Raw genomic sequence first — 16,023 nt, forward strand, 5'->3', positions numbered from 1 at the left:
CCGGCCGCCGCCGCTGATCCGTATAAATCCCCCAAACCTGAATCTGTAACTCAGTACACCCGAACGCCATAGTAAGGGCCTTCGTGATGAGGTCCGAACCATGTATCAATATGACGAGTATGACCGTGCGCTGGTGTTCGAGCGCGTGGCGCAGTTTCGCGATCAGGTGCAACGTTTCATGGGCGGCGAGCTGTCTGAAGAAGAGTTCCTGCCCCTGCGCCTGCAAAATGGCCTGTACCTGCAAAAGCACGCCTACATGCTGCGGGTGGCCATTCCCTACGGCACCCTTGGCGCGCGCCAGATGCGTACCCTGGCGATGATCGCCCGTGAGTACGACCGCGGCTACGGGCACTTCACCACCCGCCAGAACATCCAGTTCAACTGGATCGAATTGGCCCAGGTGCCCGACATCCTCCAGCGCCTGGCCGAGGTCGAGATGCACGCCATCCAGACCTCCGGCAACTGTGTGCGCAACATCACCACCGAGGCGTTCGCCGGGGTCGCTGCCGACGAGTTGCTCGACCCGCGCCCGCTGGCCGAGATCTTGCGCCAGTGGTCGACCATCAATCCTGAGTTCCTGTTTTTGCCACGCAAGTTCAAGATCGCCATCTGCTCGGCCCGAGAAGACCGGGCGGCGATCATGATGCATGACATCGGCCTGTACCTGTACCGCGACGCCCAGGGCCAGATGTGCCTGCGGGTGATGGTCGGCGGTGGCCTGGGGCGCACGCCGATCCTGGGCTTGCAGATTCGCGAGGGGCTGCCCTGGCAGCACTTGCTGTCGTATGTCGAGGCGATCCTGCGGGTGTACAACCGCCATGGCCGGCGTGACAACAAGTACAAGGCGCGGATCAAGATCCTGGTCAAGGCCCTGGGGATCGACGCCTTTGCCCGTGAGGTGGAGCAGGAGTGGCAGCACATCAAGGATGGCCCGGCGCAACTGACCGAGGACGAGTTCCAGCGAGTGTCCGCGGCGTTCGAGCCGCCGGCCTACGCCAGTGTTATCGACGAAGCGCTGGCCTATGAAACCCACCTGGCCCAGGACCATGCCTTTGCCCGCTGGGTGGCCTGCTGCGTCAAGCCCCACAAGGTGCCGGGCTACGCCAGTGTGGTGCTCTCGACCAAGCCGGGCGAGGCTTCGCCGCCAGGCGACCTGACGGCCGCTCAGATGGAGGCGGTGGCGGACTGGTCGGAGCAGTTCGGTTTCGGCGAGATCCGCATCGCCCATGAGCAGAACCTGATCCTGCCGGATGTGCGCAAGCAGGACCTGCACGCACTCTGGCGCCTGGCCTGCGAACGCGACCTGGGGACCGCGAACATTGGCCTGCTGACCGATATCATCGCGTGCCCTGGCGGGGACTTCTGTGCCTTGGCCAATGCCAAGTCGATCCCCATTGCGCAGTCGATCCAGCGCTGCTTCGACGACCTGGACTACCTGCACGACCTGGGTGAGCTGAGCCTGAACATCTCGGGGTGCATCAATGCCTGCGGCCATCACCACATCGGCAATATCGGCATCCTGGGCGTCGACAAGAACGGCAGCGAGTGGTACCAGATCACCCTCGGTGGGGCGCAGGGCAAGCACAGCACCCTGGGCAAGGTGATCGGCCCCTCGTTCAGCGCCGCCGAGATCCCGCGGGTGATCGAGCAGATCATCGCCACCTACTGCGCCTACCGCGAGCTGGACGAGCCCTTCGTCGATACCGTGCGCCGGGTGGGGCTGGAGCCGTTCAAGGAGCGGGTCTATGGCAAACGGCCGGAGGCGCTCATATGCGTAATGTGATTGCCTTGCGCAACGGTGAGGCACAGCTGCTGGCCGACGACGGCTGGCAGTTGCTGCGCCACGTTGAACAACTGCTGCCCGAAGGCTTGCTGATTCTGCCGCTAGCCGACTGGCTGGACCGCGAAGCGCAACAACCAGCCGGCCGTGACGGCCTGTGGCTGGGGCCGGACGATGAGATCGAAGCGCTGGAGCCGTGGTTGGCGCAGGTGGCACTGATTGCCATCGACTTCCCGAGCTTTCGTGACGGGCGCGGTTACAGCCAGGCGTATCTGCTGCGTACTCGCCTTGGCTGGCAGGGCGAATTGAGGGCGGTGGGGGATGTGCTGCGCGACCAGCTCAGTCATATGCGCCAATGCGGTTTCGACAGCTTTGCGGTGCGCGAAGACAAGTGCGCCGAGGATGCCTTGAAGGGGCTGGCGGGAATGAGCGTGCTGTACGGCCGTTCGGTCATTGAGCCAAGGCCGCTGTTCCGCCGCCGCTAGAACACCTGGCGCAGGAGCCAGTACAGCCCGCCGGCCATCACGATCGCGGCAGGCAGCGTCAGTACCCAGGCCATCATCAGGTTGACGATGGTGCGCATCTGCAGCCCCGAGCCATTGGCAACCATGGTGCCGGCCACCCCTGATGACAGCACATGGGTGGTCGAAACCGGCATGCCGTACATGTCGGCCACGCCAATGGTGCACATCGCCACCAGTTCTGCCGAGGCGCCCTGGGCGTAGGTCAGGTGGGTCTTGCCGATTTTTTCCCCGACCGTGACCACGATGCGCCGCCAGCCGACCATGGTGCCCAGGCCCAGGGCAATGGCCACGGCAATCTTGACCCACAGTGGAATGTAGCGGGTGGCGTCATCGAGCTGGCGCTTGAACAGTTGCACCTTGTCCTGGGTGTCGGGGGTGAACGTGACCAATTGGTGCTTGTTGATCAGGCGGATGGTTTCGCTGGTCAGGTACATGTCGTTGCGCACATTGGCCATGGCTTCGGCAGGCACGCGGTTCAGGGAACCGTAGCCTTTGACTTCCTCGCCGATCGAACCGGCCAGGGCCGCCAGGGCCGGGACCAGCTCAGGGCTGGCGGCAGGCTGGCGAATGAAGTCGCTCAAGGTCTGTCGTGGGTCAGCCGTCAGGTGTTGCGGGGCGCTGCGCTGCAAGGCGTGTTGGGTGACTTCGGCGACCGCTGCGAACTGCAGCGATTGCTCGGCCGGCATGGTGCGGTTCAGGGCATAGGCCATGGGCAAGGTGCCCACCAGGATGAGCATGATCAGGCCCATGCCTTTCTGCCCATCGTTGGAGCCGTGGGCAAAGGACACGCCGGTGCAGGTCAGAATCAGCAGGCCGCGAATCCACCAGGGCGGCGGGGTGTTGCCTACGGGGGCCTGGTACAGGTCCTGGCGCTTGACCAGGTGGCGCAGCGCCAGCAGCAACAGCGCGGCGCAGGCAAAGCCCACCAGGGGCGAGAGCAACAGTGAATACCCGACTTTTGCCGCCTGGGACCAGTCCACACCGCTGGTGCCGTCACGGCCGTGCATCAGGGCGTTGGCCACGCCAACGCCGATGATCGAGCCAATCAAGGTATGCGAGGAGGAGGCCGGCAGGCCCAGCCACCAGGTGCCCAGGTTCCAGATAATGGCCGACAACAGCAGGGCGAAGACCATGGCAAAGCCTGCCGAGGAGCCGACCTTGAGAATCAGCTCGACCGGTAACAGGGCAATGATGCCGAAGGCCACGGCACCGCTTGAAAGCAGCACCCCGAGGAAGTTGAAAAATCCGGACCAGACCACCGCCACCGAGGCGGGCAGCGAGTGGGTGTAGATCACCGTGGCCACGGCGTTGGCCGTGTCGTGAAAACCATTGACGAACTCGAAGCCCAGGGCGATCAGCAGGGCCACTCCCAGCAGCAGGAAGGGCGTCCAGGTGGTGATGACCGTGCCGGTGGCGTCGATGTCGCGAAACAGGCTCCAGGCGGTATAGAACAGTCCACCCAGCAGTAAGCCGAAGAACAGGATCAGGGTATTGCGGCCGGGCTTGTGATGCAGGCGTGGCCGTGGATCGGCTGTGGCCAGCGTTGGGTGGCTGGTCAGCGTCGGGGTAGTCATGATGACTCCGGGTTACGTTACCTCAGGCCTCCAGCATAAGAACTGTGCATGACGTCGACATGACCTCGGTCAATAAATGCCTCTACGCTGACAGGATCAATGGGAGAAATCCGATGATCCGTTGCAAGCGCGTCTATGATCCCCTGGCACCTGAAGACGGGCAGCGCGTGCTGGTCGATCGGCTGTGGCCACGCAATAAACGCAAGGACCAGTTGCAGGCGCTGTGGCTGCCGGAGGTTGCGCCGTCGACCGCGTTGCGCCAGGCCTTTCATGGCGGCGAAGTGGACTTCGCCGGGTTCGCCGAACGCTATCGACAGGAACTGGCCGCCCGGCCCGAGCACTGGTGGAAACTGCTGGGCATGGCCGAGCAGGGTGAGCTGACCTTGCTCTATGCCGGCAAGGACACCGAGCACAACAATGCACAGGTACTGGCGGCGTGGCTGGAAGAAGAGCTGGACCGGCGTGGTCCATCGAGTTCACCGGTCTGCTACTTGTAGGCGCAGGCCTGTTCCCACGGAATTGATTGATGACCCTGACTCCCGCCACCGATCAGCATTGCGCTTTCGCCCGCGACCTGACCCGCCGGGCAATGCTGCCGTACTACCACGAGTTTGATTTGCTCTGGATCGAGGAGGCCTTCAACCAGGCCTGGAGCTGGCGCGAGCAATGGCTGGTTGTGGAGGACGGCAGGGTGGTGGGGTTCTGCAGCCTGAGCCAGGACCGGCACGCCCTGTACATTCGCGAACTGCACTTGATCGAGGCGGCGCGAGGGCATGGCATCGGTACGCAGGTGCTGGCGCAATTGGCCGATTGGGCTCGCGAGCGTCGCTTGCCCCAGGTGCGTTTGACGGTGTTCAAGAGCAACCCGGCCCAGGGCTTGTACAGGCGCGCGGGCTTCGTGGCTGTGGGCGAGGATGAGTGCTTTGTGCGCATGCAGCGGCAGGTCGATTAGCACAGTCGGACGCGGATGCTGGCTTGTGTCGGCGTTGTGAACCCGTGCATAGTGCCGGTCTTCAAGGGCCGGTGTGGTTTGAGGCCGGCCCGTTCGGACGATGTACGGGAGACAGTGAAATCGCATGAACGGAATCGGATCGCGGCTCAGGGAAGAACGAGAGCGCCTGGGTATGACCCAGCGGGTGTTCGGGGATATCGGTGGTGTAGAGCCCAATGCCCAGGGCAAATACGAAAGCGGTGAGCGCACGCCCAAGGCCGATTACCTGGCGGCCGTGGCGGCTCGTGGGGTCGACAGCCTGTATGTATTGAGTGGGGTTCGTACACCGATACCCCAAGGCAGCCTGAGCGCTGAAGAAGATCGCTTGCTGGGGTGTTTTCGCAGCCTGCCTGCGGCCGACCAGGCGGCGGTACAACAGTTGTTGGGCAGCCTCGCCACGGCACTGCCAGGCGCCTGCGTGCCGATCAGCGGGCATGAGCGCAACCTGGCCGGGCGGCTGTCGGGAAAATGAAGCCGGGTGGTGCACAAAGATGCGTTCCGTTAGCTCTACCGCGCGATTTTTTGCTAAGGTGGCCGGATCCAATTTTTCGCCGTCGTGCGAGGTGTCTGCTTGATTAGGGTCCTGGTGGTCGATGATCACGATCTGGTGCGTACGGGCATCACCCGTATGCTGGCCGATATCGATGACTTGCAGGTAGTGGGCCAGGCCGACTCCGGCGAGGCATCGCTCAAGGTCGCACGTGAACTCAAGCCCGATGTGGTCCTGATGGATGTGAAGATGCCTGGCATCGGTGGCCTCGAGGCCACGCGCAAGTTGCTGCGCAGTCACCCTGATGTGAAAGTCGTGGCCGTCACCGCGTGCGAAGAAGACCCGTTCCCCACGCGCCTGCTGCAGGCCGGTGCCGCCGGATACCTGACCAAGGGCGCAGGCCTGGATGAAATGGTCCAGGCCATTCGCCTGGTGTTTGCCGGTCAGCGCTACATCAGCCCGCAGATCGCCCAGCAACTGGCGCTCAAATCGTTCCAGCCCCAGGGCTCACCCTTCGACGCCTTGTCGGAGCGGGAAATCCAGATCGCCCTGATGATCGTCGGTTGCCAGAAAGTGCAGATCATCTCCGACAAGCTGTGCCTGTCACCGAAAACGGTCAATACTTACCGTTATCGGATCTTTGAAAAACTCTCGGTCACCAGCGACGTCGAACTGACGCTGCTGGCGGTCCGCCATGGCATGGTTGACGCCAGTCTCTGAGCTCATGACCCCTGTGTTCGATTCAAGTGCCTTCCTGGCGACCTGCAGCGGTCGCCCGGGCGTTTACCGGATGTTCGACGGCGACGCCCGGCTGCTGTATGTCGGCAAGGCCAAAAACCTCAAGAAACGCCTGGCCAGTTACTTTCGCAAGACGGGCCTGGCGCCGAAGACGGCTGCCCTGGTGGGCAGGATCGCCCAGGTCGAAACCACCATTACCGCCAACGAGACCGAAGCGCTGCTGCTCGAGCAGACGCTGATCAAGGAATGGCGCCCGCCCTACAACATCCTGCTGCGTGACGATAAGTCCTATCCATATGTGTTTCTCTCGGACGGCGCGTTTCCCCGTCTGGGGATTCATCGTGGCGCCAAGAAACAGAAGGGCAAGTACTTCGGCCCTTACCCCAGTGCCGGTGCCATTCGCGAAAGCCTGAGCCTGTTGCAGAAAACGTTTTTCGTGCGCCAGTGCGAGGACAGCTACTACAGCAACCGCACGCGGCCGTGCCTTCAGTACCAGATCAAACGCTGCAAGGCCCCCTGTGTGGGGTTGGTGGAGCCTGAGGAATATGCCGTCGACGTGCGTCACTCGGTGATGTTTCTCGAAGGGCGCAGTCATCAGTTGACCAACGAGCTCAATGCCGAGATGGAGCAGGCCGCCATGGCCCTGGAGTTCGAGCGGGCGGCCGAGTTGCGCGACCAGATCGCCTTGCTGCGCCGGGTCCAGGACCAGCAGAGCATGGAAGGCGGCAGCGGCGATGTGGATGTGGTGGCCGCGTTCGTCAACCCGGGGGGGGCCTGTGTGCACCTGATCAGCGTGCGAGGCGGACGGGTACTGGGCAGCAAGAATTTCTTTCCCCAGGTGGGTATCGAGGAGGAGGTGGCCGAGGTCATGGCTGCGTTCCTGTCCCAGTACTACATTGGCAACGCCGAGCGCGACCTGCCGGGCGAGTTGATCGTCAACGTGGTGCACGAAGACTTCGAGGCCATCAGCGCAGCCATCGAAAGCTTGCGCGGCCGCGAACTGAGCATCAGCCATCGGGTCCGCGGGACCCGGGCACGCTGGCAGCAATTGGCGGTGACCAATGCCGAGCAGGCGCTGATGGCGCGCCTGGCCAACCGTCAACACATGGCCTCGCGCTTCGAGGCGCTGGCCAAGGTGCTGGACCTGGATGAAACTCCGCAACGCCTGGAGTGCTATGACATCAGCCATTCCAGCGGTGAGGCGACGGTCGCCTCGTGCGTGGTGTTTGGCCCGGAGGGGCCGCTGAAGTCGGACTACCGGCGCTTCAACATCGAGGGCGTGACGCCGGGTGACGACTATGCCGCCATGCACCAGGCCTTGACCCGGCGTTTCGGGCGGATCAAGGACGGCGAGGGCAAGCTGCCGGATGTGCTGTTGGTGGACGGTGGCAAAGGCCAGCTGAACATGGCCCGGGAAGTGCTGCAGGAACTGGCCGTCCCTGACCTGATTCTGATCGGCGTGGCCAAGGGCGTGACCCGCAAGGCCGGATTCGAAACCCTTTACCTGAACGATGTGGCCCATGAGTTCACCCTCAAGGGTGACTCCCCGGCGCTGCATTTGATCCAGCAGATCCGTGACGAAGCGCACCGGTTTGCCATTACCGGGCACCGGGCCCGGCGCGGCAAGGCCCGGCGTACCTCAAGCCTTGAAGATGTGGCCGGCGTGGGGCCAAAACGGCGGCGTGACCTGCTCAAGCACTTCGGTGGCCTGCAGGAATTGTCACGCGCCAGCATCGAAGAAATTGCCAAAGCACCGGGAATCAGTAAAAAGCTTGCCGAGTCGATTTATGCCAACCTGCATAGCGAGTAGAATGCCCGCTCACTTTGCAGCCAGTTGTGCCGATGAATATCCCAAATCTACTTACAGTTCTTCGCGTCCTGCTCATCCCGATCTTCATTTTGCTGTTTTATGTTCCGTATCACTGGAGCTATATGGCAGCGAGTACGGTGTTCGCCATCGCTGCGGCGACTGACTGGCTTGATGGTTACCTGGCCCGTCGCCTGCAGCAGAGCACGCCCTTTGGCGCATTCCTCGACCCCGTGGCCGACAAGCTGATGGTCGCCGTGGCCTTGGTCATGCTGGTGCAGAGTCATGCCAACCTCTGGCTGACCCTGCCGGCGGTGGTCATCATCGGTCGCGAGATCGTAGTGTCGGCCCTGCGCGAGTGGATGGCCGAACTGGGGGCGCGGGCGCACGTCGCAGTGTCGAACCTGGGTAAATGGAAAACGGCGGCGCAGATGCTTGCCCTGGTGATTCTGCTGGCCAACCCGGCCACGTTGAGCTTCTGGGTCGTGGTGGGCTACACCTTGCTGATGATCGCCGCAGGCCTGACCTTGTGGTCGATGGTGCACTACCTGCGCGCTGCCTGGCCGCACTTGCGGGAAGGTTCGGAAAAGAAGTAACGCATCGTTGTGAGTAAAAAAGCGACCTTGAGGTCGCTTTTTTCGTTTCTGGCGCTGTGCTTCTTGCGCAGCGGGCTACTGCATCGCCCGCAGGGCGGCGCTGACGAAGTCGTTGGTCCAGGTGCCTGCAGGGCTCAGCGCCATTTCCTGCAAGGTCGGGTCAAAGGCTTGCAGGGCCTGCCGCGAGAGTGCCGGGCCTTGTGCGGGAAACAGCCCGGTGCTGGAGAGTGCTGGCTGGATATTTCGATAGGCCTGCTTGTACAGGTCTGGATCATCAAGCAGGTAGGCGGTGGGCACCAGGGCGGCGACGTCGTCGGCACTGGCGTCGTGCAGCCAGTGCAAGGCCTTGACCATTGCGTTGGTCAGGGCCTGGATGGTTCTGGGGTTTTCCTCGATGAACGAGACCTTGGCATACAGCGTGCCGGCAGGCACCGGCCCGCCGAACAGGGCCCGCGTCCCGTGGGGGTGACGGGTGTCGGCAATGATGTGGATGGCCTGTTGTTTTTCCAGCAGGCTGATGACCGGTTCGGTGTGGGCAATGGCATCGATCTTGCCGCTGTGCAAGGCCTGCACGGCATCGGCAGAGGCGCCCACTTCGACGAAGGTAACCTCATCGGCACCTACACCCGCCTTGGCCAGGACCAGGTTGGCCAGCATCTGGGTCGAGGAGCCTGCGGCACTGATGCCGATTTTCTTGCCTCGCAGGTCGCTCGCCATGCAGTACTCGGGCAGGGACCGGGAAGAGACTGCCACGACCACCTGGGGTGCCTCGGCAGTCAGCACGAAGGCGCGCAGGGCATGTCCACGCGCCTGCATCCTCAGCGTGTGGTCGTAGGCGCCACTGACGACATCGGCATTGTCGGCAATCAAGGCCTGGAGCGCCTGGCCGCCGGCGCTGAAATCGACCACCTCAAGCTCAAGTCCTTGTTCTTTGAAGTAGCCTTTTTGCAGCGCGACCGTCAATGGCAGGTTGTAGAGGCCGGCCTGGCCGCCGACGGCCAGGGTGAGTTTGGGGCGCTCCAGCGCCGGCACGCTTGCCGGTACCAGGAACGTCAGGCACAGCGCCACGCTTCTGAAAAATAGGGTCATGAGAGCTTCCTTGCACAGTGGGGTAGCGAAGCTAATCAGGGTGGGCGGCGTGGGCAATGGCTGAAGTCTGAGAAGGGCGTGGGAGGTTTCGTTCCCTGGCACTTTGCAAGTGGCCACGTGGTCATGGCCAACTTAATAAAAGTTTTTTGAATCAAAGGCTTGACGCCATTTATTGATTCTATAGAATGGCCACCACCAAAACGCGGGAATAGCTCAGTTGGTAGAGCACGACCTTGCCAAGGTCGGGGTCGCGAGTTCGAGTCTCGTTTCCCGCTCCAAATCTGGCGCTGCAGGTTTTCTTAAAGCCTACAGTCCGCGAAAAAAGGACCTTCGGGTCCTTTTTTTGTTTCTGGCTATCCGCTGCCTTCCCGGGCGGCAGTGAGTCTGCTTGACCTGTATCAAGGAAGGTTGCCGGCAACGCGGTAAGTTGGACCTGTCCAACCACCGGCTGCTCATCATGACCAAGCCCTTTCCAATCAATCCCAAACACCCCGAGCGCATCTGCTGGGGCTGCGACCGCTATTGTGCGGCCAGCGCGCTGGCGTGTGGCAACGGTGCCGATCGCACCATGCATCCTGCCGAAATGCTCGGCGACGACTGGTACCTGCACGGCGATTGGGGCTTCGAGCCGCCGATCACTCAGGACGCAGCGGTGGATGGCCGCCCCGGATAGTTTGAGCGGCCGGGCAGGCGTTCAATCAGAACAGGTGCTGGCGCTTGTCCAGTTGCTGATCGACCAGCCATTTGCCATGGGCCAGTGAGGCGTGTTGGGCGTTCTCGAGATCGGCAAGGAAGGCCATCTTCAAGGGCAGCGGCAGGCGCCGGCTGGTGTGGCCTTCGGGATCGGTAATCAGGCATCCGGCGGCAAAGGGGGTGGGAATGCCGTCATGGGTTTCGACGCTGGCGGTGATGGTGTGGTTGCGATGCACGCATTGAAGGGTATTCATCGTCCTGACCTCGCTTGCTGGGGTATCGAATGTATCCTCGCTCAGGGTGCAGGCTGGGCTGCTCTTTTCGGGTATACCACAGCTACAGGGTGCAGGCGCCGGGGAGCGACGAACGTCATCCAGTGCGAATGAGAAACGAAAACGGCCGGGATAACCGGCCGTTTTGTTGTGCAGCGTTGTTTAGAACTCGGTGGGCTGGATGATCTCGACCCAGTAGTCGTCCGGGTCCTTGATGAAGGCCAGGTGCTTCATGCGGCCGTCGCTCAGACGCTTCTGGAAGGTCACGCCCAGTTGCTCGAAACGCTCGCAGGCGGCGCGGATGTCCGGAACGGAAATGCAGATATGGCCAAAGCCGCGTGGGTCGGTGTTGCCGTTGTGGTAGGCAAAGTCCGGGTCGTTCTCGCTGCCGTGGTTGTGGGTCAGCTCGAGAATGCCGGGGATCGACTTCATCCACTCGGTGCGCTTGGCGGCATCGGCTGGAATCTGCGCCTTGTCGACCAGGGCCAGGAAGTACAGGCTGAATTCGGCTTCGGGGAAGTCGCGTTTTTCCACCAGGCTGAAGCCCAGCACGCGGGTATAGAAGTCCAGGGACTTGGCAACGTCCTTGACCCGCAGCATGGTGTGGTTGAAGACGAAGTTCTGGGTCGCGGCATCCGGTTGCGCGGTGACACCGGGGAGGGTGTCGAGATGGTTCAGGCTCATGGGCACTCCGCATAAGAAGCTGGCAGCATGGCCAGCAAAAAACAGTCAGGGCGACATGATACGGAACTGATGCGATAGCGCAAACGGTTTGCGCCCCGCCGGGAAGGGCGAGGCGCAAGAATTAGAAGCCCGCCGAAGCGGGCGTATGGGGCGCTAGTCCGTTAGCAGCCTCCATCCTGATAGAGTCGATGTGAAAAAAGTGTGAAGGGTTTCTTCACCCGCGCAACCAGCTGTCGACCGTCTTCGCGCCGTACTGTTCTTTCCAGGCTTTAAGGCCGCGGTGGTTACCGCCCTTGGTTTCGATCAGCTCGCCGGTATGGGGGTTTTCATACACTTTCACCACCCGGGCGCGGCGCGTTTTCGGCGCAGCAGCGGGGCCTTTGGCCGGGGCTTTGGGATCAAGGATGGAAATGATATCGCGCAGGCTCTTGTCATAGGTTTTCATCAGGTCGACAAGTTTGCGCTCGAACTCGATTTCGCGCTTGAGGCCGGCGTCCTTTTTCAACGCCTCCAGTTGCGCCATCTGTTCTTGAAGCGCTTTTTCGGCAGCACGAAACTCTGCAAGTCTGGACACTGTCATCACTCCTTTATGTCTGAAGTGGCCCGGCATGCGTGTACATGTGGAGTAATCTGAATGACGCAGCCGCCACCGGGTTGGGCACAACATCGCACTAATAAAGAGTGTAGTAGTCTCAAAGCAGCGGGTAAACAATTAACTTTTAATTGCGCTTTGATGGAACTTTCTTATTTGTTCGCGCGTTACTGCGAGCAAACTAAACGCCGGCCTGGAATGCGCCTTAGACGATGGTCCAATGGCCCGTCCTAGAGCGGTTGCGCGATGATGGTCGGTCAGCCCAGACCTTCGTTGGCGCTGGTCGCATTACCGGCATCTGGATGGTTGCCGGTTGTTTTTGTCACTCTTTCGGATTGTGCTTCTCATGTTTGCCCCAACCCCTCTCGCGCCCGGGCGCAGCCTCACTGGCCTGCTCGCGATGTTGGCTGCCACTTCGACTCAGGCTGCCGGTTTTCTTGAAGACAGCAGTGCCAAACTCGAAGCGCGCAATGTCTATTTCAATCGCGACTTTCGCGATGGCCATGTCAGTTCCAGCCAGGGCGCTTCAAAGCGCGAAGAATGGGCACAGGGTTTTATTCTCAATGTGCAGTCCGGTTATACCCAAGGACCTGTGGGCTTTGGTGTCGATGCCCTGGGTATGCTGGGAGTTAAACTCGACTCCAGCCCGGCCGACAGCAACAGTGGACTGTTGCCCTCCAGTGGTCGCGACCCCCGTCATTCGGTAGATCAATATGCCAAGTTGGGATTGACCGGCAAGGTGCGTTACTCGAACACCGTGCTCAAGTACGGCTCGATGTTGCCCGACATGCCGCTGCTCAAATACAACGATGGCCGTTTGCTGCCAACGATGTTCCAGGGTGCGCTGCTGACCTCCGAAGAGATCAACAACCTCAAGTTCCATGTTGCTCGCCTGGACAAATACACCGCACGCGATTCCACCGATCGCCAGGACATTCGCGTGCACTGCAAGAACAAGCGCTATGCCTGCGACATCACCGCTGATCATTTCGACATGGCCGGCGTCGACTACAAGTTCAACGATCGCCTCAGCGCCCAGTACCAGGTCGCCAAGCTTGAGAACATCTATCGCCAGCACTTCTTCGGTGTGGTGGCGAGCCAGCCACTGGATGTCGGTAGCCTGTCGGCGGACCTGCGCCTGATTAAGAGCGATGACATTGGCAATGCGCGGGCGGGCGACATCGATCACCGCGCCTTCAGTGGCATGCTCGGCTACAGCCTGGGTGGTCACAAGGTCAGCGCAGGCTGGCAGCGCATGTATGGCGACAACTCCATGCCGTACCTGGATGGCAGCAACCCGTACCTGGTCAACTACGCGCAGGTCAACGACTTTGCCGCGGCCCAGGAACGCTCCTGGCAATTGCGATACGACTATGACTTCAAGGCCCTGGGCGTCCCCGGCCTGACCTTCCTTACCCGTTACATCAGCGGTGACCACGTCAAGGTGCCGGGCAGCCTGGACGAGGGCAAGGAGTGGGAGCGCGACACCGAGTTCAAGTACCAGGTACAGAGTGGCACCTTCAAGGATGTCAGCGTGCGCCTGCGTAACTCGACATTCCGCAGCAACTACGAGAAGTACGCGCGCGACATGGACGAGACCCGTGTGATCGTCAGCTACAACTTCTCGATCTGGTAAACCGCGCATTGCTACTGTTGTTCGCCCGGTCGACAATGTCGGCCGGGCGAACAATGGGCCAACTGCAATGAAACAGCTGTTATTGATCGGAATCGGGCCGGGCAATCCGCGCCAGATTACTGTTGAAGCCATCGATGCCCTGAACCGTGCGCACGTGTTCTTCGTCCTCGACAAGGGCGCGGTCAAGGACGAGCTGCTGCAACTGCGCAAGAACATCCTCGAACGCTACATCCGCCAGCCAGGGTTCCGGGTGGTACAGGTCGACGACCCCCAGCGTGCGGGGGAAGCCAGCGACTATGTCGGTGCCGTGCACGACTGGCACCAGCAACGTGCGGCGCTTTATGCCCGCCTGCTGGAAACCGAGCTTGCCGAAGGGGAGTGCGGGGCGTTCCTGCTCTGGGGCGAGCCGACGCTGTACGACAGCACACTGCGTATTCTCGACCTGGTCCAGGCCCGGGGGCTGGCATTCGAGCTTGAAGTGATTCCCGGCATCAGCAGCGTCCAGGCCCTGGCGGCGCGCCATCGTATCCCCCTGAACCGCATCGGCGAGCCGTTGACCGTGCTGCCGGGCCGACGCCTGCCCGCGCAGGCGAAAATCGACAACCTGGTGGTGATGCTCGATGGCGGATGTGCATTCGCCGACCTGGATGACCCGGCGCTGCACATCTACTGGGGGGCCTACCTGGGCACCGCGGACGAAATCCTCGTCAGTGGCCCCTTGCAGCAGGTCAAGGCCCGGATACTTGAGCTGCGCGCCCAGGCACGGGCGCGCAAAGGCTGGATCATGGACACTTATCTGCTGCGTCGGCCGCTGTAGCCAGGCGGTTCTTGGCTTCGATCCACTGCGCCATGTACTGGGTGCTCTTGTGCTGGTGATGGCGCAGCATGGCCCCGGTGAAGTTGAACAAACGGTGCTGGTCCAGATCGCTGAGCGCGTACTCGATGCGCTCCACCAGGGCAGCGGCGTGCTGGCGCCGGTCATAGCGCGCAGCGAGCAATTGCAGGCCCTGTTGCTGGGCCTGCAGCCAGCGCGACTCGTCGTTGTACAGCTGCGCTGCGGCTTCGGCCAGGCCTTCGGCTGTGCTGGCCACCGCACCCGGCCAGGGCAGGGCGCCGTGCATGGCTTCGGCACCCATTGGCGTGGTGACGCTGGGGGTGCCGCACAGCATGGCATCAGTCAGTTTGCCCTTGATGCCGGCACCGAAGCGTAGCGGTGCCAGGCAGATGCGGGCGTTGCTCATCACCTCCAGGGCGTCTTCGGCCCAGTTCATGATGTGAAACCCTTCGGCCGGCTTATGCAGCGCCGTCGCCTTGGGCGGCGTGTAGGCGCCATAGATGTGCAATTGGGCCTGGGGCAAGCGTCGGCGGATCATCGGCCAGAGGCTGTTCTTCATCCACAGCACGGCATCCCAGTTGGGCGCATGGCGGAAATTGCCGATGCTGAGGAAGTTCGCACGCGCAGCACAGGGCTTGAACGGCTCGCTGGGGATGTCGACCATCAGCGGGCACCAGTGCAGCAGGTGCTCAGGAACGCCGAAGCCGTTGATCAGCAGGTCGATCTCGACGTCGGAAATCATCAGGCTCAGGTCGCTGCGGTAGATGGCCGCCAGTTCGCGCAGGGTGACGTCGGCCGAGGCCATCTGCCGATACAGCTCGGGGCCGGGCGTTGCGAACAGGGCGCGAAAATCATTCGGGTCCAGGCCTTCGATCAGGCGTCGGCGCAGCAGTTGCTGACGCGCATCGCGCAGGCTTTGCAGGTCGGAGGTTTCCAGTACGCGCAGGGCGTTGGGGCAGTGTTTCTCCACGCGCCAGCCAAACTGCTCCTCCATCATGAAGCGGTCGAACAGCACGACATTCGGTGCCAGTTCACTGACGAACTGATCGAAGCTGCTGTCGTTGAGGGTGATGGCCTGCTCGGCGATGCCAAGGCTTGCCAGGTCCGCCTTGTGCTCGCCCACGGTCGCCGGGCTGCTGAAGGTGACGCGGTAGCCTCGCTGCACGAAGCTTTCAAGGATCTGCATCATGTGCCCGCCGGCGGCCGAAGAGCGGGGTTCGGGCCAGACGTAGCCGATGACCAGGACATTGAGGGTGGGCATGAGTGCTGAGGGCCTTGGCAAAAAAACGCGTATTAAACCAGATCCCGGGTAGGAGCGGGCTTGCCCCGCGATGCGATGCAACTGAGCGATCGCTATCGCGGGGCAAGCCCGCTCCTACAGGATGCTTTGGACCTTGTCGCGCAGCTGATCGATGCTGAACGGCTTGCCGATCAGGTGCATGCCTTCGGGGACCTGGATGTTTTCGGCATAGCCACTGGCGAACAGGATCGGCAGCAACGGCCTGGCTTCCCGCGCCTTGGCCGCCAGGGCCTTGCCGTCCATGTCCGGCAAGCCGACATCGGTCATCATCAGCGCCAACGGCTGGCCGGCGTCTTCAAGGATCGCCAGGGCTGCGCCGGCGTCCTGGGCCTCGATCACCGCGTAGCCCAGCTCGCCCAGTACTTCGACGATCAGCATGCGCACGATATCGTCGTCTTCGACGATCAGCAGCGGCAAGGTAG

At 61.9% G+C, this 16,023-nt stretch carries 18 protein-coding genes and 1 tRNA gene; 12 read left to right on the plus strand and 7 right to left on the minus strand.

Translation table 11 applies throughout. From position 1 onward, the window contains the following. The first annotated feature begins 100 nt into the window (after window positions 1-100). Together U9R80_RS11800 and U9R80_RS11805 are read left to right on the plus strand one after the other, a co-directional pair. Window positions 101-1,783, plus strand: a complete 1,683-nt coding sequence (locus tag U9R80_RS11800) for a nitrite/sulfite reductase (protein ID WP_301840562.1) — start codon at window positions 101-103, stop codon at window positions 1,781-1,783. Then, window positions 1,771-2,265 (plus strand): DUF934 domain-containing protein, encoded by a 495-nt coding sequence (locus U9R80_RS11805; RefSeq protein WP_301840563.1) that lies wholly within the window; start codon window positions 1,771-1,773, stop codon window positions 2,263-2,265. Before U9R80_RS11800 ends, U9R80_RS11805 begins: the two co-directional genes overlap by 13 nt. On the opposite strand, the gene U9R80_RS11810 is transcribed toward U9R80_RS11805, so the two are convergent. Next, window positions 2,262-3,878: an inorganic phosphate transporter gene (locus tag U9R80_RS11810; protein ID WP_301840564.1), complete on the minus strand. Its 1,617-nt coding sequence runs from the start codon at window positions 3,876-3,878 to the stop codon at window positions 2,262-2,264. The two genes, U9R80_RS11805 and U9R80_RS11810, sit on opposite strands and share 4 nt — an antisense overlap. A gap of 113 nt (window positions 3,879-3,991) precedes the next feature. On the opposite strand from U9R80_RS11810, the gene U9R80_RS11815 reads away from it, so the two are divergent. From U9R80_RS11815 to pgsA, 6 genes are all read left to right on the plus strand, one after another. Further along, window positions 3,992-4,375: a DUF488 domain-containing protein gene (locus tag U9R80_RS11815; RefSeq protein WP_301840565.1), complete on the plus strand. Its 384-nt coding sequence runs from the start codon at window positions 3,992-3,994 to the stop codon at window positions 4,373-4,375. 29 nt (window positions 4,376-4,404) lie between these two features. Further along, window positions 4,405-4,830, plus strand: coding sequence for a GNAT family N-acetyltransferase (locus tag U9R80_RS11820; RefSeq protein WP_301840566.1), 426 nt, complete (start codon window positions 4,405-4,407; stop codon window positions 4,828-4,830). A 124-nt stretch (window positions 4,831-4,954) separates the two neighbouring features. After that, a complete protein-coding gene (locus U9R80_RS11825; RefSeq protein WP_301840567.1) occupies window positions 4,955-5,341 on the plus strand; it encodes a helix-turn-helix domain-containing protein in 387 nt (128 codons plus the stop codon). A gap of 99 nt (window positions 5,342-5,440) precedes the next feature. Next, entirely contained in the window at window positions 5,441-6,079 is a 639-nt protein-coding gene (gene gacA / locus U9R80_RS11830) for a response regulator transcription factor GacA (RefSeq protein WP_301840569.1), read from the plus strand. Window positions 6,080-6,083: 4 nt separating this feature from the next. Then, window positions 6,084-7,907 (plus strand): excinuclease ABC subunit UvrC, encoded by a 1,824-nt coding sequence (gene uvrC / locus U9R80_RS11835; protein ID WP_301840571.1) that lies wholly within the window; start codon window positions 6,084-6,086, stop codon window positions 7,905-7,907. A gap of 32 nt (window positions 7,908-7,939) precedes the next feature. Further along, window positions 7,940-8,500, plus strand: coding sequence for a CDP-diacylglycerol--glycerol-3-phosphate 3-phosphatidyltransferase (pgsA, locus tag U9R80_RS11840; RefSeq protein ID WP_301840574.1), 561 nt, complete (start codon window positions 7,940-7,942; stop codon window positions 8,498-8,500). 75 nt (window positions 8,501-8,575) lie between these two features. On the opposite strand, the gene U9R80_RS11845 is transcribed toward pgsA, so the two are convergent. After that, window positions 8,576-9,589 carry an ABC transporter substrate-binding protein gene (locus tag U9R80_RS11845; protein WP_301840576.1) on the minus strand — a complete coding sequence of 338 codons (1,014 nt, stop codon included), beginning with the start codon at window positions 9,587-9,589 and terminating at the stop codon, window positions 8,576-8,578. A gap of 202 nt (window positions 9,590-9,791) precedes the next feature. Here U9R80_RS11845 and U9R80_RS11850 point away from each other — a divergent pair. Together U9R80_RS11850 and U9R80_RS11855 are read left to right on the plus strand one after the other, a co-directional pair. After that, window positions 9,792-9,867: transfer RNA gene (locus tag U9R80_RS11850), tRNA-Gly, on the plus strand. Between the two features lie 179 nt (window positions 9,868-10,046). After that, window positions 10,047-10,262 carry a DUF3079 domain-containing protein gene (locus tag U9R80_RS11855; RefSeq protein WP_301840577.1) on the plus strand — a complete coding sequence of 72 codons (216 nt, stop codon included), beginning with the start codon at window positions 10,047-10,049 and terminating at the stop codon, window positions 10,260-10,262. A gap of 25 nt (window positions 10,263-10,287) precedes the next feature. Here U9R80_RS11855 and U9R80_RS11860 read toward each other — a convergent pair whose 3' ends face one another. From U9R80_RS11860 to U9R80_RS11870, 3 genes are all read right to left on the minus strand, one after another. After that, window positions 10,288-10,536, minus strand: coding sequence for a hypothetical protein (locus tag U9R80_RS11860; RefSeq protein ID WP_301840578.1), 249 nt, complete (start codon window positions 10,534-10,536; stop codon window positions 10,288-10,290). A 180-nt stretch (window positions 10,537-10,716) separates the two neighbouring features. After that, complete coding sequence (gene gloA, locus U9R80_RS11865) at window positions 10,717-11,238, minus strand: lactoylglutathione lyase (RefSeq protein ID WP_301840579.1); 522 nt, start codon at window positions 11,236-11,238, stop codon at window positions 10,717-10,719. A 214-nt stretch (window positions 11,239-11,452) separates the two neighbouring features. Beyond that, window positions 11,453-11,812: a histone-like nucleoid-structuring protein, MvaT/MvaU family gene (locus U9R80_RS11870; protein WP_301840715.1), complete on the minus strand. Its 360-nt coding sequence runs from the start codon at window positions 11,810-11,812 to the stop codon at window positions 11,453-11,455. 364 nt (window positions 11,813-12,176) lie between these two features. Between U9R80_RS11870 and U9R80_RS11875 the strand changes: the two genes are divergently transcribed. Further along, window positions 12,177-13,466, plus strand: a complete 1,290-nt coding sequence (locus U9R80_RS11875; protein ID WP_301840580.1) for an OprD family porin — start codon at window positions 12,177-12,179, stop codon at window positions 13,464-13,466. A 67-nt stretch (window positions 13,467-13,533) separates the two neighbouring features. Further along, complete coding sequence (gene cobF, locus U9R80_RS11880; RefSeq protein WP_301840581.1) at window positions 13,534-14,283, plus strand: precorrin-6A synthase (deacetylating); 750 nt, start codon at window positions 13,534-13,536, stop codon at window positions 14,281-14,283. Here the strand turns inward: cobF and U9R80_RS11885 are convergent. Together U9R80_RS11885 and U9R80_RS11890 are read right to left on the minus strand one after the other, a co-directional pair. Beyond that, window positions 14,249-15,562 carry a glycosyltransferase gene (locus U9R80_RS11885; RefSeq protein ID WP_301840582.1) on the minus strand — a complete coding sequence of 438 codons (1,314 nt, stop codon included), beginning with the start codon at window positions 15,560-15,562 and terminating at the stop codon, window positions 14,249-14,251. The genes cobF and U9R80_RS11885 overlap by 35 nt on opposite strands. Before the next feature lie 114 nt (window positions 15,563-15,676). Beyond that, the gene (locus U9R80_RS11890; protein WP_301840716.1) at window positions 15,677-16,018 is read right to left on the minus strand and encodes a response regulator; all 342 of its coding nucleotides are present in this window, start codon (window positions 16,016-16,018) and stop codon (window positions 15,677-15,679) included. Between the last annotated feature and the right edge of the window lie 5 nt (window positions 16,019-16,023).

This window comes from Pseudomonas sp. JQ170C (genome assembly GCF_035581345.1).
In the GTDB taxonomy this organism is placed as follows: domain Bacteria; phylum Pseudomonadota; class Gammaproteobacteria; order Pseudomonadales; family Pseudomonadaceae; genus Aquipseudomonas.

What these genes read in the sequence shown, in the direction of transcription:
- U9R80_RS11860 (WP_301840578.1), bottom strand. Translation starts at nt 10,536, where the DNA reads ATGAATACCCTTCAATGCGTGCATCGCAACCACACCATCACCGCCAGC.
- U9R80_RS11855 (WP_301840577.1), top strand. Translation starts at nt 10,047, where the DNA reads ATGACCAAGCCCTTTCCAATCAATCCCAAACACCCCGAGCGCATCTGC.
- U9R80_RS11800 (WP_301840562.1), top strand. Translation starts at nt 101, where the DNA reads ATGTATCAATATGACGAGTATGACCGTGCGCTGGTGTTCGAGCGCGTG.
- cobF (WP_301840581.1), top strand. Translation starts at nt 13,534, where the DNA reads ATGAAACAGCTGTTATTGATCGGAATCGGGCCGGGCAATCCGCGCCAG.
- uvrC (WP_301840571.1), top strand. Translation starts at nt 6,084, where the DNA reads ATGACCCCTGTGTTCGATTCAAGTGCCTTCCTGGCGACCTGCAGCGGT.
- U9R80_RS11885 (WP_301840582.1), bottom strand. Translation starts at nt 15,562, where the DNA reads ATGCCCACCCTCAATGTCCTGGTCATCGGCTACGTCTGGCCCGAACCC.
- gloA (WP_301840579.1), bottom strand. Translation starts at nt 11,238, where the DNA reads ATGAGCCTGAACCATCTCGACACCCTCCCCGGTGTCACCGCGCAACCG.
- U9R80_RS11810 (WP_301840564.1), bottom strand. Translation starts at nt 3,878, where the DNA reads ATGACTACCCCGACGCTGACCAGCCACCCAACGCTGGCCACAGCCGAT.
- U9R80_RS11825 (WP_301840567.1), top strand. Translation starts at nt 4,955, where the DNA reads ATGAACGGAATCGGATCGCGGCTCAGGGAAGAACGAGAGCGCCTGGGT.
- pgsA (WP_301840574.1), top strand. Translation starts at nt 7,940, where the DNA reads ATGAATATCCCAAATCTACTTACAGTTCTTCGCGTCCTGCTCATCCCG.
- U9R80_RS11875 (WP_301840580.1), top strand. Translation starts at nt 12,177, where the DNA reads ATGTTTGCCCCAACCCCTCTCGCGCCCGGGCGCAGCCTCACTGGCCTG.
- U9R80_RS11815 (WP_301840565.1), top strand. Translation starts at nt 3,992, where the DNA reads ATGATCCGTTGCAAGCGCGTCTATGATCCCCTGGCACCTGAAGACGGG.
- U9R80_RS11820 (WP_301840566.1), top strand. Translation starts at nt 4,405, where the DNA reads ATGACCCTGACTCCCGCCACCGATCAGCATTGCGCTTTCGCCCGCGAC.
- U9R80_RS11805 (WP_301840563.1), top strand. Translation starts at nt 1,771, where the DNA reads ATGCGTAATGTGATTGCCTTGCGCAACGGTGAGGCACAGCTGCTGGCC.
- U9R80_RS11845 (WP_301840576.1), bottom strand. Translation starts at nt 9,589, where the DNA reads ATGACCCTATTTTTCAGAAGCGTGGCGCTGTGCCTGACGTTCCTGGTA.